The organism is Pseudoxanthomonas indica, from assembly GCF_900167565.1.
In the GTDB taxonomy this organism is placed as follows: domain Bacteria; phylum Pseudomonadota; class Gammaproteobacteria; order Xanthomonadales; family Xanthomonadaceae; genus Pseudoxanthomonas_A; species Pseudoxanthomonas_A indica.
The window spans coordinates 2250434-2266929 of the sequence record NZ_FUZV01000001.1; the positions used below are offsets into that span (position 1 = coordinate 2250434).

General features: G+C 64.5%; 9 protein-coding genes. 3 read left to right on the forward strand and 6 right to left on the reverse strand.

What is annotated here, in order from left to right; genetic code table 11:
- Positions 1-34 precede the first annotated feature (34 nt).
- Together B5X78_RS10335 and B5X78_RS10340 are read left to right on the forward strand one after the other, a co-directional pair.
- A complete protein-coding gene (locus tag B5X78_RS10335) occupies positions 35-1219 on the forward strand; it encodes a class I SAM-dependent methyltransferase (protein WP_079724303.1) in 1185 nt (394 codons plus the stop codon).
- A complete protein-coding gene (locus B5X78_RS10340) occupies positions 1219-1611 on the forward strand; it encodes a VanZ family protein (RefSeq protein ID WP_079724304.1) in 393 nt (130 codons plus the stop codon). The genes B5X78_RS10335 and B5X78_RS10340 overlap by 1 nt, the downstream gene beginning before the upstream one ends.
- A gap of 185 nt (positions 1612-1796) precedes the next feature.
- Here B5X78_RS10340 and B5X78_RS10345 read toward each other — a convergent pair whose 3' ends face one another.
- The 6 genes from B5X78_RS10345 to B5X78_RS10370 form a co-directional block, all read right to left on the reverse strand.
- Positions 1797-4118, reverse strand: a complete 2322-nt coding sequence (locus B5X78_RS10345) for a beta-N-acetylhexosaminidase (protein ID WP_079724305.1) — start codon at positions 4116-4118, stop codon at positions 1797-1799.
- A 171-nt stretch (positions 4119-4289) separates the two neighbouring features.
- The gene (locus B5X78_RS10350) at positions 4290-7079 is read right to left on the reverse strand and encodes a TonB-dependent receptor (RefSeq protein ID WP_079724306.1); all 2790 of its coding nucleotides are present in this window, start codon (positions 7077-7079) and stop codon (positions 4290-4292) included.
- An 87-nt stretch (positions 7080-7166) separates the two neighbouring features.
- Positions 7167-8207, reverse strand: coding sequence for a glucokinase family protein (locus tag B5X78_RS10355; RefSeq protein ID WP_425478705.1), 1041 nt, complete (start codon positions 8205-8207; stop codon positions 7167-7169).
- A 317-nt stretch (positions 8208-8524) separates the two neighbouring features.
- A complete protein-coding gene (locus B5X78_RS10360; RefSeq protein ID WP_079724307.1) occupies positions 8525-10891 on the reverse strand; it encodes a beta-N-acetylhexosaminidase in 2367 nt (788 codons plus the stop codon).
- A 114-nt stretch (positions 10892-11005) separates the two neighbouring features.
- Positions 11006-13639, reverse strand: a complete 2634-nt coding sequence (locus B5X78_RS10365) for a TonB-dependent receptor (RefSeq protein WP_079724308.1) — start codon at positions 13637-13639, stop codon at positions 11006-11008.
- Positions 13640-13782: 143 nt separating this feature from the next.
- Entirely contained in the window at positions 13783-14766 is a 984-nt protein-coding gene (locus B5X78_RS10370; protein ID WP_079724511.1) for a glucokinase, read from the reverse strand.
- A gap of 443 nt (positions 14767-15209) precedes the next feature.
- Here B5X78_RS10370 and B5X78_RS10375 point away from each other — a divergent pair, with 443 nt between their 5' ends.
- Complete coding sequence (locus B5X78_RS10375) at positions 15210-16493, forward strand: sugar MFS transporter (RefSeq protein WP_079724309.1); 1284 nt, start codon at positions 15210-15212, stop codon at positions 16491-16493.
- Positions 16494-16496 lie beyond the last annotated feature (3 nt).

Consider the following 16496-nt stretch of genomic DNA (forward strand, 5'->3'; position numbering starts at 1 on the left):
ACAATGGCCTTCCCCACCCGACGTTGCCCGCCCCATGGCTGCCCCGCTTCCTTTGCCCGATGACGACGCGCTGGCGCATAGCCAGCACCTGAGCGACCTGATCCGCCAGGAGATGCGCGCCGAGGGCGGGCGCATGCCGTTCTCGCGCTTCATGGAGCGCTGCCTGTACGCGCCCGGGCTCGGTTACTACAGCGCCGGCAGCACCAAGTTCGGCGAGGCCGGCGATTTCATCACCGCGCCGGAGCTCGGGCCGCTGTTCGCCACCTGCGTGGCCACGGCGGTCGCGCCGGTGATGCAGCAGTTGGGCCCGCAGGCGGAGTTCTTCGAGATTGGCGGTGGCAGCGGCGCCTTCGCCGAGATCATGCTCAAGCGGATGCTCGAGCTGGATGCCTTGCCCACGCGCTACGCCATCCTGGAGCCGAGTGCGGATCTGCGCGAGCGCCAGCGCGAACGCCTGGCGCGGCGACTGGTGCCGCCGGTGTTCGAATTGGTGGAATGGCTGGATGGTCCGCCCGGCGAACCGTGGAATGGCGTGCTGTTCGCCAACGAGGTGATCGATGCACTGCCCACGCCGCGCTTCACCCTGCGCGATGGCGAGGTGTTCGAGGAATACGTCGCGCTGGACGAGCAGGGGAGTTTCATCCGCGAGGATCGCCCGGCCGACGCCTTGCTGGCGGCGGCGGTGCGGCATGTCGAACGCTACCTGGAGCAGCCGTTCGCGGACGGCTACCGTTCCGAGTTGCTGCCGCAGCTGCCGTACTGGATCCAGGCGGTGATGGGTGGCCTGCAGTCCGGCGCCATGCTGTTTGCCGACTATGGCTACCCGCGTCGCGAGTTCTACCTGCCGGATCGCGACCAGGGAACCTTGCGCGCCTTCTATCGCCAGCACCTGCATGCCGACGCGTACCTGCATCCGGGTCTGCAGGATCTGACCGCGTCGGTCGACTTCACCGCACTGGCCGAAGCCGGCACCAACGCGGGCTTTGATCTGGCTGGTTACAGCGATCAGGCCAGCTTCCTGCTGGGCAACGGTCTGCCGGACCGCCTGCAGGAAATCGAGGAGCGCGCCGATGAAGCAGCCAAACTGCGTTTCCGCAACGAGGCCAAGAAGCTGACCCTGCCCAGCGAGATGGGCGAGCGCTTCCAGGTGATGGGATTCTCGCGCGATGTCGAGTTCGGCACGGCGTTCCTGGCCAATGATCTGACCTGGCGGCTGTGATGCTGGCGGGACTGAAGCCATTCCGGCGCCCGGCGCTGTGGTTGGGGCTGTGGCTGCTGTCCATTGCCATCGTGGTGATCCTGTCGCTGACGCCGCCGCCACCGTTTCCGGATCTGCCGTCGGGTACCGACAAGCTCGAACATGCCTTGTCTTACGGCCTGCTGGCGTGTGGCGCGGTGCAGCTGTTCCTGCGCCGCAGCAGCCAGTGGCTGGCGGGCCTGGGCCTGGTGGCGATGGGCGTGGGACTGGAGTTCGCGCAGGGCGCGTTCACCACTGATCGCATGCAGGATCCCGCCGATGCGATCGCCAACAGCGTGGGCGTGCTGTTGGGGTTGGCCACCGGGTTCACCCCGATGCGCGACTGGCTGTTGAGAGCCGAGGCAAAGCGCTGAGCCACGCCCACCGTCGCGTTTCTGTAGGAGGGGCTTTAGCCCCGAACCTGATGAATCTTAAGATCGCGGGTATTCCCGCCATCTGACCCAGTACGAGCTTCGGGGCTGGCTTCCAACAGACGCATGTCTGGTCAGCCCCTCCTACAGAAACGCGACGGCATGGTGCGTGGAGCAGGCGGAATCCGTCACTCGGCACGCATCAACTTCACCTCATCCAGCACCCACATCGTCGGCCGGGTGTCACCGCTGAAGTTCAGGCACAGCCCCTGCGCAGCGCGCGCGCTGGCGGGCAGCGAGGCCTGCAGGGTGATGAATCCGTCTGCATCCGGTGTAGCTGGCAGCGACACGCGCGCGACCGGCTCGCCTTTGCAATCGCCGGTGCGAACCAGCAGTTCGCCGTGCGCGGTGGCAGCGGCTTCGAACTTGCGATTCTTCTCGTCATGAGCCAACTGGAAGTAGTACGGGATCTGGCCAGCGCGGACCTGCACGCTTGCCGCTTCCTGCAACGGCGCATCGGCCCAACGCCAGCAGGGATTGAAGATGGTGACGTTGAACAGGGCGCGCGCGCCCTCGCGAGGGCCGTCATCTTCCAGCCGCAGCAGCAGACGTCCCGCATCCGGGCAGGTGTCCAGCTCGTCATCGTGGCGCGTCAGCAGTGAGGCCGCATCGATCAGGCGCGAGCTGGACGGAGCCAGCGGCTCGCCATCAAAGAAGGCAGCGGCACGCACGGTGGTGGGCAACGGCAGCGACAGGGGTTGCTGGTAGAGCGGCGAGCTTGCGGTGGGCTCGCTGCCATCGATGGAGTAGTGGACGGCGTAGCCCAGCGGATTCTGCAACTCAAGCCGTGCCGACTTGCCATCCACGGACTTCGGCGCGCCGATGATCACCTGGAACGGCGTCTGCGCGTAGCCGATGCCATGGGCCTGATAACGCCGCAGCTGCGCGGGCAGGCGCTGCAGGAAATCGGCGTAATCCCTGCGCTCCGCCGGCGACCAGCCCACTTCGGCCAGCGCCGCCAGGCGCGGGAAGAGATGGTGGTACAGGCGCTCGACGGTGCGCGTGTGTTCGGTCCACAGGTTGGCCTGCAAGCCGAGGATGTGGTGGCGCAGGGACGCATCCAGCGCTGCGGGTACCGGCTCGAAGCCGTACACCTGCGCAAGGGTCACCTGTGCGGGACGACCGGGCGGCTCATCGGTCGAACCCGTCTGCAGGTAATCCAGGTAGAGATGCGACTTGGGCGTCATCACCACGTCGTGGCCTTGCTTCGCCGCTTCCAGTCCGCCTTCGGTGCCGCGCCATGACATCACCGTGGCTTCCGGCGGCAGGCCGCCTTCGAGGATTTCATCCCAGCCGATCAAACGGCGGTCATGCGCTTCCAGGAACTTCTCCAGGCGCTTGATGATGTGGCTCTGCATGTGGAATTCGTCAGGCACGCCGAGCTCGCGCATGCGCGCCTGCACGTGCGCCGACGCCTGCCATTGGTCCTTCACCGCCTCGTCCGCGCCGACATGCACGTAGCGGCCGGGGAACAGATCGATCACCTCGGTAAGCACATCCTCGAGGAAACGCAAGGTGCCTTCCTCGGTGTTGAACAGATAGCTGTGCACGCCCCATTGATTGGAAATCTCCGGACGCGTGCCCAGCACGCCGAGTTCCGGATAGGCCGCAATCGCCGCCTGCGCGTGACCGGGGACATCGATTTCCGGCATTACGGTGATATGGCGTTCGGCGGCATACGCCACTACCTCGCGAATCTGTTGCTGGCTGTAGTAGCCGCAGTATTTCACCGGCTTGCCCGAGGCATCGCGCCCTGCATCGCCGGCCGGCGTGCGGCAGCTGCCGATGTCGGTGAGCTTGGGATACTTCCTGATCTCGATGCGCCAGCCCTGGTCATCGGTCAGATGCCAGTGGAAGGTGTTGAGCTTATGCAGGGCCATGGCGTCGAGCAGGCGCTTGATCTCGTCCACGCTCCAGAAATGCCGGGCCGAATCGAGCATGAAGCCGCGCCAGCCAAAGCGTGGTGCATCGTCGATGCGAACGGCGCCGATACGCAGCGCGCCATCGGCGGCAGGGGTCGCCAGCTGCCACAGCGTCACCGCACCGTAGAACAGGCCGCGTGCATCGCTGGCGGCAACGCGGATGCCGCGCTCGGCGACTTCCAGTCGATAGCCTTCGGGATTTTCGCTGGCCTGCGGCGTGATCTCGAACGTGATGCCGGCGTCCGCGCTATCGGTCAATGCCAACGGGGTCGGTAGCGCGTCGCGCATCCATGCTTGGAAGTGCAGCGCAACGGCACGTGCCTCGTCACCTTTGGCATGAAGGCCGGTGGCGGTGGTGATCACGAACTGCCCCGGCTGCGTCTGCAGCTGCGCCGGAGCGGGAATGAGTGAAGGAGTTGCAGCCGAGTCCGCGGGACGGGTGGACGTGGCAGCAAACGCTGGCAAGGCAAACAGGGACGCGACCAGAATCAGCAGGCGACGGCAACCACGCGGCGACACGAACGACATCGGCATTCCCCAAAAAAAAATACGGGCCCAGAAGGCCTGGGCCCGAGGAGAGACATTACCTGACGGTAAAGCGGCAAGTGGAACGGGGGGAGCACTCCCTGCTCCTCGCCACGGCCGGAGCCGCGACGCGGGAGCCGGCGCGGGCCGACTCCCGATCCAGTGCAACAGTGCTTAGAACTGGAAGCGCAGCGAAGCCATATAGCGACGGCCGCTGCGATACACGCCGCGGGTCAGACGCTCGGTGGTGGCGTAGCTGTGGTAAGCCTCATCCAGCAAGTTCATGGCTTCCAGACCGATGCTGAAGTTGTCGGTGAAGTTGTAGGCCACCGAGGCGTCCACCGAGTCGTAGGCGCGGGTCCAGAGGTTGTCGCCGCGATCCACGTTGGTGAAGTACTTGCTGCGGTGCGAGTAGGTGATGCGCGCGGTCCAGTCGTCGGTTTCGAAGAACGGGCTGACGTTGAACTGGGTCTGCGAGTTGTACGGCAGCGGATCACCGGTATCGGACTTGCCGTCGGAGTAGGTGTAGTTGGTCACCATGCCGAACGCGTCGGTGAAGTTGTACTGCCAGGCCAGCGACAAGCCCTTGATCTTGGCGTTGCCGGCGTTGTCCGGACGCGAGATCTGGTAGATCGTCTCGGCACCTTGGCTCTGGTTGAAGTGGCTTTCGGCGCGGGTGGTCTCCAGCACGTAGTCGGAGATGTCCTTGTAGAACAGCGTACCGGCCAGGATCGCGTTCTCGGAGAAGTACCACTCTGCCGAGAAGTCCAGGTTGGTCGAACGATACGGATCCAGATCCGGATTGCCGCCGCCGCCGGTCAGGGTCTGATCACCCAGCCACAGGTAGCTGGACATCTGCCCGAAGTTCGGACGCGCCATCACCTTGGCGGCCGAGAAGCGCAGCACCCACTCATCGGTCAGGTCATAGACCAGGTTCACGTTCGGCAGCAGGTTGTCGTACTTCTTCTTCACGCTGACCGGTGCATAGCCGTCGGCCGGGCACGGCGGCGGCACGTCGGTGGCGACGCAGGCGAAGCTGGCGCTTTCGGACTCGGTTTCCACGTAGCGGACGCCGATGTTGCCGCGCAGCCGATCCCAGCTGAAGTCGCCCTGCACGTAAGCGGCGTTTACGTCTTCGGTGATGGTCCAGGTGTTGGCCGCGAACGACGGATCGTTGAACGTGCTGGGCACCGGCATGGTCTGCCAGGGGGCCAGCCAATCGCCGCTCATGATGTAGTCGGCCAACGCCCAGCCGTCAATGGTGAAGCGGTTGCCCAGATCACCCACGTTGGTGAAGCCATTGAGGTAGTTGCTGGGCACCTGGCGCGGATTGAACATCGAAGTCGGTGCGTCGCCGTAACCCTGCACCGAGGCCAACGACACGCCGCCCATTTCCTGGCCGGTCTCGTGTTCGCGGCGCTTCACGCCGAAGCGCAGCTGGTAGAGCGGCGAATCGAAGCGGATGCCGAAATCGAGCTGGCCGTACTTCTCTTCATCGTGATTGGGCTTGAACACCACGTTGCCGCCCCAGCCGGTGTTCCAGGTGGAGGGGCTGCTGGGATCCGAACCCCAGCCGCCGTCCATGCGGAACGCATCGGGATTGGTGAACGGATTGGCGCCGGGGAAAGTCACCTTGCCCGGGAAATGCGGCGCGCCGCTGATGTCGTAGGAGTAGTTGGCGCGGGCCAGGAACTCGCCGAACACCTGCTTGCTGGTGCCGCCCGTGGCCTTGGTGGTGCCGAGGGTGCCGGAGACGAAGAATTTGTCGTTGTCGAACTTGGCCTTCAGGTCGTAGGAGTCGGTGTCCACTTCGGCCAGGCGATTCTGCAGGTCATACACCAGCAGCGCGTTGTTGAAGGAGGCCTTGGTGATCACGCCATCGTCGATGGTCACGTCGGTCAGCTTCATCAGGCTGTTCCAGGCGTTGCCCATGAAGGCGAACATCGACTGGTTCATGTTGTCGTAGCTGGCGTCCACGCGCAGGGCGTTGAACTCGATGTCGAAGTGCTCGGTCGGCTTGAACTGCAGGGCCACCGAGTAGGTGTCGCGCTTGCGTTCCTGCTCGAAGTAGGAGGCGCTGAGCGAGTTGGGGCCGCGTGCGTCCAGATCCGTTTCCAGTTCGGCGGCGCAGGCTTCCAGGCAGTTGCGGACCGGATACCCGACCGACCAGTCGATCGGCACGTTGTTGACCGAGCCACCGCCGCCCTGGCCGTCGCGGTAATCGCGGGCAGCCACGGTGCCGTAAGCCTCGATGCCGTCACGGCGGATGTTCTCTGTGGACGTCTGCGCCGAGACGATCACGCCGAAGGTATCGGAGGCGTTTTTCCAGCCGAGCATCACCGATCCTTGCGGATCGAATTCCTGCACGCGATCGTTGTAGAGCGAGCTGATCTGCCCGGACACCAGGAAGTTCTCCTGCTGGTCCAGCGGCTTGCGCGTGCTGACGATCACCGTGCCGCCGATCGAACCTTCGTCGATGTAGGCTTCCGGCGACTTGTAGACCTCGACCTTGCCGACGATCTGCGGCGCCAGCAGCGAGTAGTTGAAGGTGCGGCCTGGCTGGTCGACGATGAACCAGTCGGCCGAGGCCACGGTCTGGCCATTGAGCAGGGTGCGGTTGAGCGCCGGATCGGTACCCAGGATGCTGACCTTTTCGCCCTGGCCGAACAGCCGGTCGATGGTCACGCCCGGGATGATGGTCATGGCTTCGGCCACGTTGGTGGCCGGGAACTTGCCGACGTCCTCAGCGGTAATCACGTCGACGATGGCATCGGCATTGCGCTTGGTATCCAGCGCCTGCTGCAAGCTGCCGCGGATGCCGGTGACGACGACGCGATCCAGTTCCTGGGCCTGCTCCCCCGAGGCGGCCGGTGCCGCGGCGCCGCTGTCCTGCGCGTGGGCCTGTGCGGCCACGCCCAGACACATCACGATCGCAGCGGATAGTGTGGTCTTGCGGTAACTCATGGTGTCTCTCCCAACATGATGGTGGTGTCGCCCTGCGCTGCAGGTCGTGTGGTGGCCTGATTCCCCGGCGGGCCACCGCTCGCCTTGCTACCGACTGCCTGTTTGATCGAGGTACCAGCTGGCGGCGCCAATCACGCCGAGTTGCCCGTGCTCGACCAGCTTCACGGGAATACGTTCCAGCGCCTGTCGCATCGGCCCCTTGTTGAGGAAGCGCGGCACGAAGTCGCTGGTGGGTAGGAAGTCGCGGATCTGCGGCAGGATGCCGCCGGCCAGGTAGATGCCGCCCTGGATGCCGTAGAGCAGTGCCAGATCACCGACCACGCTGCCGAGCAGCGCGCAGAACACCTGCAGGGCGTCGTGCGCATGCTCGTCATAGGCGTGCTCGTCGCTGTTGGCCAGCGCGGCAGCGGTGATATCGCCGGGCGCGACAAGCGTGGGCTGGACCTGGCGCAAAGCGCACAGCGCCCGGTAGAGATTGAGCAGGCCGGGACCCGACAGCGCATGTTCGATCGACACATGCCCACGCTCGCGCAGCAGATGGCGAATCAGCGTGATCTCGAGTTCATTGCCGCCGGCCAGCGCGGCCTGGCCGGCTTCGGTCGGCAGCACGATCGGACGCGGCTGCGCCGGAATCCACACTGCCGCGCCCAGGCCGGTGCCCGGGCCCAGCACGAGTTGCGGACCGGCCGGACCCTGCTCGGGGCCGGTAAGCTGCAGCACCTGGCTGGCATCGACCTGCGCGGCGGCGTAAGCCACGGCCTGGAAATCGTTGACCAGACGCAGTTCAAGCAAGCCCGCCTGCTGGCGGATGCGCTCCGGATGCAGCGACCAGGGCAGGTTGGCGGTGATGACCGTGCCGTCGTCGAGCGGAAAACCGGCGCTGGCGATCACGCCGCGCGATACCGGCGCCGGCAGCGATCGCAGGAAGTCCTGCACGATCTCGCCCAGGCCGGGGTAATCGGCGCAGGCGTATTTGCGGTAATCGAAGATCGCGACCGGCTGCCGCGCCAGCCCGGTGGCGGTGACACGCGCAATGCGGACATGGGTGCCACCAACGTCAGCGGCCAGGAACGCCTCATCGGCATTCGGCTGCAGGTCTACGGGCGATGGATTGGCGATTGCGACCACACGTCTCCCCACATGTCTCGATTCGCGATGCGCTATCCCCCGATAGCGCTGGAACCGAGTGTGTGAGAGAGCTGACAACGTTGTCAAGCGATTTGGAAAAGATTTTCAGATCTCACTACCTCACGCCGACTCAATGTAAACCATTGAAATTCATGCTTGTTATGGCTAACAGGCAGGGGGGCGCAGCGGACAAAGCGTAATTGCCAGGGAGAGGAACGGCATCTTTCGTGTCCTTGGCAAAAAAAATTTGCGTCTATCGGTCAAAAGAAAGGCCGCCCAAGGGCGGCCTTTCCGGTGCAACCGTGGGAAGCGACGAATCAGGGCGTGGTCGACGCCGGCACCAGCGTGACGCGATCCAACACCCACATGGTCGGGCGGGTGTCGCCGGTAAAGCGGATGCACAGATCCGCCGCTTCGTTCTGCGCCGGCAGGTCCGCGCTCAGGCTGACAAAGCCATCGGCATCCGGCTTGGCCGGCAGCGGCACGCTGGCCAGCGTCTTGCCTTCGCAACCGGCGCTGATTTCAAGTTCGCCATGCGCGGTCTTGGCAGGCACGAACTTGCGGTGCGATTCGTCATGCGCCAACTGGAAGTAGTACGGAATCTGGCCAGCACGTACCTGCAGCTTGGAGATGCCCTGCAACGGCGCCGCTTTCCACGACCAGCACGGATTGAAGATGTCGACATTGAAGATCGCACGCTCGCCCTTGAGCGGGCCGTCATCTTCCAGGCGCAGCATCAGGCTCTGCGTGCACATCGCCAGTTGTTCGTCGGTACGGCTCAGGCGTGACGCCGCGTCGACACTCAGGCTGCTCGGCGCCACCAGCGCATGGCCATCGGCAAACACCGCCGCGCGCACCTGCACCGGCAGGTTCAGCTGCAAGGGCTCGCGATACGGCGATGCCAGCAAGGTCGGTTCGCTGCCATCGGTGGTGTAGCGGATGTCGGTGTAGCCCAGGGCATTGGCCAGGGTGATGCGCACGCCGCCGGCGGCATCGTCGGCCACGTCATAGGTCACTTCAAACGGCGTCTGCGCGTAGGCGATGCCCAGCGCCTGGTAACGTTGCAATTGCTTCGGCAGGCGGACCAGGAAGTCGTCGTAGTTCTTGCTGGACTTCGGCGACCAGCCGGTTTCGGCCACGGCCGCGATGCGCGGATAGATCGCATGCTGCACGCGGTCGAAGAAACGCATGTGCTCGGTCCACACATTGGCCTGCACGCCCAGGATGTGCTGGTGTTTGTCGGCCGCCAGCTTCTCCGGCACCGGATCGAACGCATAGGCCTGCTTCAGCGGAATGGTGGCCGGACGGCCCGGCGGTTCGTTCGGCGAACTGGTCTGCAGGTAGTCCAGGTACAGATCGCTGGAGGGCGCCATCACCACATCGTGGCCCTGCTCGGCCGCCTGGATGCCGCCTTCGATACCGCGCCAGGACATGACCGTGGCCGAGGGCGGCAGGTGGCCTTCGAGGATTTCATCCCAGCCGATCAAACGGCGCTGGCGCGACTCCAGGAATTTCTCCAGCCGCTCGACCATCATGCTCTGCATGCCCATCTCGGTCTTCACGCCCAGCTCGCGCATATGCGCCTGCACGCGCGCCGAGCCTTCCCATTGGTCCTTGACCGCTTCGTCGCCACCGATGTGGATGTACTCGCCCGGGAACAGATCCACCACTTCGGCCAGCACGTCCTCGTAGAACTTGAGCGTGCTGTCTTCGGTGTTGATCAGATAGGTGTTGACGCCCCATTCGTTCGACACGGCCGGCTTGTCACCCAGCACGCCCAGCTCCGGATACGCCGCGACCGCTGCCTGCGAATGGCCGGGTACGTTGATCTCCGGAACGATGGTGATGTGGCGTTCGGCCGCGTACTTCACCACGTCGCGAATCTGATCCTGCGTGTAGAAGCCGCAATAAGGCACCGGCGCACCGGTGGCGGGATCCTTGCCGCCATCGCCGGCCGGAATGCGGCAACCACCGACTTCGGTGAGCTTGGGATACTTCTTGATCTCGATGCGCCAGCCCTGGTCATCGGTCAGATGCCAGTGGAAGGTGTTGAGCTTGTGCAGCGCCATCGCATCGAGCGTCTGCTTGACCTGCTCCACGCTCCAGAAGTGGCGCGCCGAGTCCAGCATCAGGCCGCGCCAGGCAAACCGAGGGCTGTCTTCGATGTGCAGCGCGGGCAGCGAGATCGCATTGCCTTGTGCGGGCACCAGCAACTGCCACAGTGTCACCGCGCCGTAGTACAAGCCACGCGCATCACGCGCGCTGACGCGCACGCCGCTGGGGCCCACGTCCAGCGTATAGGACTCGACCGATTCGCCCTTGGCGGCCGGGTCGATCACGAAATGGATGCCGCGATCATTCTTGCCGGCGGCAGCAGCGGCCGGTTTGAGCGCCACGCCATGGCTGCTGGCCAGGAAGGCCGCGAATTGTGCGGCCACCTGTTGCGCTTCAGCGCCGTCGGCCAACAGGGCGGTGCCGGCATCGACGCGGAACTCGCCGGCCTGCGCCTGCAGCGAAGCGGGCACGGGGATCAGGCCCAGGCTGGTGGCCGTCACCGGCTGTGCCGACGTGCCGGCCTCGCTGGCGGCGGCGGGCGGTTCCTGCGGCTTGCAGGCCGTCAGCCCGGTCAGGGCCAGGGCAATCAACACGGGCGCGATGGCGCGCGGCATCTTCTTCTGGGTCATTGGATCTCGCTCGAAGTGGAAAGAGGCTTCCGCAGGGGCAGAACTGTACGCAAAAAAAAGCGGGCCCGGACAAGTCCGAGCCCGCAGAGGGAAAAACACGCGGTAAAGCAGAAATCAGAACTTGAACTGCACCTGCGCCTGGTAACGACGGCCGCTGCGGTAGATGCCGCGGGGCAGTTCGGTGGTGTTGGCGTAGTTGAAGTACTTCTCGTCCAGCAGGTTCATCGCGTCGAACGACACGCGCCAGTGGTCGCTGATCTGGTAGCCCACCGAGGCGTCCACCGAGGTGTAGTCATCGGAGTACATCTGGTCACCGCGGTCCACCCCGGTGAAGTAGGACGAACGCCAGGCGTAGGTGACGCGCGCGCTCCACTTGTCGTTCTCGTAGAACGGGCTGATGTTGAGCTGGTTCTTGGAGTTGTACGGCAGGTCACGACCCGAATCCGTACCGGCATCGGAGTAGGTGTAGTTGGCGGTCAGGCCGAAGCCGTCACCCAACAGCTGCTGGTACGACAGCGAGACGCCCTTGACCGTGGCGGTGCCGCCGTTGCCCGGACGCGACACCGAGTAGGTATCCACGGTGCCGGTGGTCATGTTGAAGTGCTGCTCGGTGAACGTGGTGTCCAGGATGTAGTTGCTGATGTCCTTGTAGAACACGTTGGCGGCCAGGATCGAATTCTCGGCGTAGTACCACTCGGCCGAAGCATCGATGTTGGTCGACTCGTACGGATCCAGGTTCGGGTTGCCGCCCCAGCCGGTATGCACGGTGTCGGACAGCGACAGGAACGGGGTCAGGCTGGCGTAGTTGGCGCGCGCGATGACCTTGGCCGCCGATGCACGCAGGACCACGTCTTCACCCAGGTCGTAGGCCACGTTGATGTTCGGAAGAACATCGTTGTAGCTCTTGCTGTACGAGACCGGGATGTAGGTGGCGCCGGTGGCGTCGTTGGGGTCGCGGTTGTAACCGGTGCTGGTCTGATCCGTGCGCACGTAACGGGCGCCGAAGTTGCCGCGGAAGCCGCCGGCCGAGAAATCCGCCTGCGCGTAGTACGCATCGATGTCTTCGGTGACCTTCCAGGTTTCTTCGTAGAAGTGGTAGACCGGTGCGCTGGTCAGGCCACGATCGGCGATGGCGTCGGCCAGCGCCCAGCCGTCGATGATGATGCGGTTGCGCATTTCATCGCTGACCTGGCCAAAGCCGTCGAGGTAGCTATCCGGAGCACGATGGGCGCCGAACTGTGATGCCGCCCAGGCCACGCCATTGAGCGTCCAGCCGTCCTGATACTGGCTGGTTTCGTGCTCGCGACGCTTGTAGCCGAACTGCACGCGGCTGATGGCGCTGTTGAAGTTCAGGCCGAAATCGATCTGGCCGTACTTTTCTTCGTCGGTGGTCGGCTTGGTGACCAGGTTGCCGCCCCAACCCGGGTCGGTGACCCAGTTGGCGCCGTTCTGGGTGACGGTCGGATCGTCATAGTTGATCTGCACCGGCGTACCGCGCGCACCGGTGATGTCGAACGAGTAGTCGGCCCAGTTGAGGAACTCGCCGAACAGCTGGCGACCGGTACCGCCATCGGCCTTGGTGCGGCCGACTTCGGCCGACAGCGACCAGGCTTCGTCACGCCATGCACCCTTGAGGTGGTAGGAATCGGTGTTCACTTCCGACTCGCGGTTCTGCACGTCCAGCACGCTCAGCGCGTTGGTGAAGTGGGCCTGCTTGATGATGCCGTTCTGGATGTTGATGCTGTCCAGGCGACCCAGTGAGTTCCATTCGTTGGCCGGGAAGGTGTACATCGACTGGTTGACGTTGTCGTAGTCGGCGCTCACGTCCAGGGCGTTGAATTCCAGCTCCAGCTTGTCCACCGGCTTCCACTGCACGCCGAGCGAATAGCCCAGGCGCTTGCGCTCCTGCTGGAAGAACGAGGTGCCGATGGCGTTGGGGCCGCGGGCATTCGGGTTGGCGGCAATCGCGGCGGCGCATTCGTCCACGCAGGTGCCGTTGTCGATCGCCGGCTGGAACGCCGAAGCGGCCATGGTGCCGTAGCTTTCCACGCCTTCGCGCTGGATGTTCTCGGTGGACTGCTGCACGCCGAGGGTGAAGCCGAAGGTCTTGGCGTCGTTGCGCCAGCTGAACATGCCCGAGATGTTCGGGTCGCCTTCACTGGCGCGATCGTTGTACAGGTAGCCGACCGAACCGCTGACGGTGTTGGCTTCCACGTCCAGCGGCCGGACCGTATGCAGGATCACGGTGCCGCCGATGGAGCCTTCGTCGATGCGCGCTTCCGGGGTCTTGTAGACCTCGGCGCGACCGATGACCTGCGGAGCCAGCAGCGTGTAGTTGAAGGTGCGACCCGGCTGATCAAGGATGAACCAGTCCGCCGAGGCCACGGTCTGGCCATTGAGCAGGGTGCGGTTCAAGGCCGGGTCGGTACCCAGGATGCTGACGCGCTCGCCCTGGCCAAACAGGCGATCCACGGTCACGCCCGGCAGGTGCGACAGCGACTCGGCGACGTTGGTGTCGGGGAACTTGCCGATGTCTTCGGCGGTGATGGCATCGACGATGGCGTCGGCGTTGCGCTTGGTTTCCAGCGATTTCTGCAGACTCAGGCGGATGCCGGTGACGGTCACCGCATCCAGCTCGGTGGCCTGTTCCGGCGCGGGCGCCGGTGCCGCTTCCTGCGCGTGCAGTTGCAGCGAGAACGCAAGACCCGTCGCGACGGCGACGGAAAGTAGCGATTTACGGTGATTCATGGTGTCTCTCCCATCATGATTTTTGGTTGTCGGTCCAGCTTCCTGGCCGTGTTGCTCACTTGCCTTTGCAAAAAGCCGGCCGACCGCTCCGACCTGGTTACCGCGTGCGCCTGTCCCGGCGCCTACTCTTTTCTTGGACTGCTTCAATCACTCGCGACCTGGTCCAGATACCAACTGGCGGCGCCGATGACGCCCAGTTGCCCGTGCTCGACCAGCTTCACGGGGACGCCTTCCAGCGCCTGCCGCATCGGTCCCTTGTTGAGGAACCGATGGACGAAGTCGCTGTGCGGCAGAAATTGCTTGAGCTGCGGCAGGATGCCGCCGGCCAGATACACGCCACCCTGGATGCCGTAGAGCAGCGCCATGTCGCCGACCACGCTGCCCAACAATGCGCAGAAACTGCGCAGTGCGCGCAGTGCCAGCACATCGGTGTCGGCCAGCGCGGCGGCGGTGACTTCGCCGGGCGCGGTGAAGCGCGGCGGGTAGCCGGCGATCGCGCAATGGGCCTGGTAGAGGTTCAACAGGCCCGGCCCTGACAACGCGTGCTCGATGGAAACGTGCGAGCGCTGCTTGAGCATGTGCCCAAGCAGCGCGAGTTCCTCTTCATTGCCGGCCGCCAACGCGGCCTGGCCGGCTTCGGTCGGCAGCACGACCGGGCGCGGATGGGCAGGAATCCAGACCGCCGCACCCAGGCCGGTACCCGGACCCAGGATCAGCACCGGCCCGGTCGGCGCCTGCTCGGGCCCGGTCAGTTGCAGTACTTCACTGGCATCGACATGGGCGGCGGCGTGGGCGACGGCTTCGAAATCATTGACCAGGCGCAGTTCGGCCAGGCCCAGTTGTTCGGCGATGCGCCGCGGCGCCAGCGGCCACGGCAGGTTGGCGGTGATCACGCTGCCATCGGCCAGCGGATAGCCGGCGCTGGCGATCACGCCGCGCCGTACCGGCACGCCCGGCAGCGAACGCAGGAAATCGCCCAGGATCTCGGCCAGGCCGGCGTGCTGGGCGCAGGCATACTTCTGGTACTGCAGCACTTCCGGATGCCCATCGGCGCCCGGCTGGACCAGGCCCACGCGGACATGCGTACCGCCGACATCGGCAGCCAGAAAGGCTTCGCCTGCATTCATGCGCACGTCCACCGGCACTGGATTGGCAATTGCGACCACACGTTTCCCCACATGTTCGCGAGGGCGAAGTGCACCCTGATGGCGCCGGAGTGTGGGAGTGGTTTGACAACGTTGTCAACACTCTGTCATGAAATAGGGGCAGGGCTGGCATCAGTCGGATCACTTTTGCAAAGGATCCGTCATAGACAACCCTATTCAGTTCCAAAAGCACCAAATACGGTTCAGATTTCGTGAAATTGCGGCCGACAACGTGGGTCACGGCTGCTGCACTGCAAGATCGGAATGGCTGATGCAACGCACCAAGGGAGTGGCTCGCCGCGCCAGGGCGGGTGGTGTGATCGGCGATTCTGTGACAACGTTTGTCCCGGGAGTTGCCCATGGCCTGTCCATGGCAAGCAGCAGCGGCTCGGGCCGCCAATCATCGAGAGGGGAGTTCGCCACACATGTCCGCCGTCCAAGCCGTACCCGGCACACGCCAGTTCACGTCGATTGCGATCATCGGCCTGCTGTTTTTCATCTTCGGCTTTGTCACCTGGCTCAATGGCCCGCTGATCGGCTTTGCCGAACTGGCGTTCGATGTCAGCGAGGCCTACGCCTTCCTGATTCCGAGCGCGTTCTACATTTCCTATTTCTGCCTGGCCTTGCCGTCGTCGGTGATCCTCAAGCGCACCGGCATGAAGAAGGGCATGGCGTTGGGCCTGTTCGCCATGGCCGTGGGCGCGGTGGTGTTCGGCCAATACACCACGCACCGCTGGTATCCCGGCGCGCTGGCCGGCATCTTCACCATCGGCGCCGGCCTGGCCATCCTGCAGACCGCAGCCAATCCCTACATCAGCATCCTGGGTCCGATCGAAGGCGCGGCGCAGCGCATCGCGGTGATGGGCATCTGCAACAAGATTGCCGGCATCCTGGCGCCGCTGGTGCTGGCCACTTATGTATTGCATGGCATGGGCGATCTCGCCGGCCAGGTCGCCGCGGCCACGCCTGAGGCCAAGGAAGCGCTGCTCAACGAATTTGCCGCGCGCATCTACCTGCCCTATATGGGCATGGCCGCGTTGCTGGTGTTGCTGGCCATCGGCATCCTGTTCTCGCCGCTGCCGGAAGTGAAAACCGCCGAGGCCAATGCCAGCGTCGACGCCAGCGGGGCGGCCGGCAAGCGCAGCGCGTTCCAGTTCCCGCACCTGATGCTGGGCGTGATCTGCCTGTTCGTTTACGTGGGCGTGGAAGTGCTGGCCGGTGATGCGATTGGCGCCTACGGCAAGGGCTTTGGCCTGCCGCTGGATGAAACCAAGATGTTCACCTCCTACACGCTTGGCGCGATGTTGGTGGGGTATGTGGTCGGCCTGATCGCGATCCCGCGCTTCATTTCGCAGGAACGCTACCTGAGTGTTTCAGCAGTGCTGGGCATCGCCTTCGCCATTGGCGCGTTCCTCACCCATGGCTACGTGTCGGTGCTGTTCGTGGCCGCGCTCGGGTTTGCCAACGCCATGATGTGGCCGGCGATCTTCCCGCTGGCGATCAAGGGCCTGGGCCGCTTCACCGAAACCGGGTCGGCCCTGCTGATCATGGGCATCGCCGGCGGCGCGGTGATTCCGCAGCTGTTCGCGGTACTCAAGCAGGCGCACGATTTCCAGCTGGTGTTCACCGCGTTGGCGGTGCCCTGCTACCTCTACATCCTCTACTTCGCCTTGCGCGGCCACCGCGCCGGCAAGACGCAGTCGGCGTGATCG

Bases quoted from the DNA above. Each gene is read 5' to 3' on its own strand.
- B5X78_RS10335 (WP_079724303.1), top strand. From the start codon at position 35: ATGGCTGCCCCGCTTCCTTTGCCCGATGACGACGCGCTGGCGCATAGC.
- B5X78_RS10340 (WP_079724304.1), top strand. From the start codon at position 1,219: ATGCTGGCGGGACTGAAGCCATTCCGGCGCCCGGCGCTGTGGTTGGGG.
- B5X78_RS10345 (WP_079724305.1), bottom strand. From the start codon at position 4,118: ATGTCGTTCGTGTCGCCGCGTGGTTGCCGTCGCCTGCTGATTCTGGTC.
- B5X78_RS10350 (WP_079724306.1), bottom strand. From the start codon at position 7,079: ATGAGTTACCGCAAGACCACACTATCCGCTGCGATCGTGATGTGTCTG.
- B5X78_RS10360 (WP_079724307.1), bottom strand. From the start codon at position 10,891: ATGACCCAGAAGAAGATGCCGCGCGCCATCGCGCCCGTGTTGATTGCC.
- B5X78_RS10365 (WP_079724308.1), bottom strand. From the start codon at position 13,639: ATGAATCACCGTAAATCGCTACTTTCCGTCGCCGTCGCGACGGGTCTT.
- B5X78_RS10370 (WP_079724511.1), bottom strand. From the start codon at position 14,766: ATGAATGCAGGCGAAGCCTTTCTGGCTGCCGATGTCGGCGGTACGCAT.
- B5X78_RS10375 (WP_079724309.1), top strand. From the start codon at position 15,210: ATGTCCGCCGTCCAAGCCGTACCCGGCACACGCCAGTTCACGTCGATT.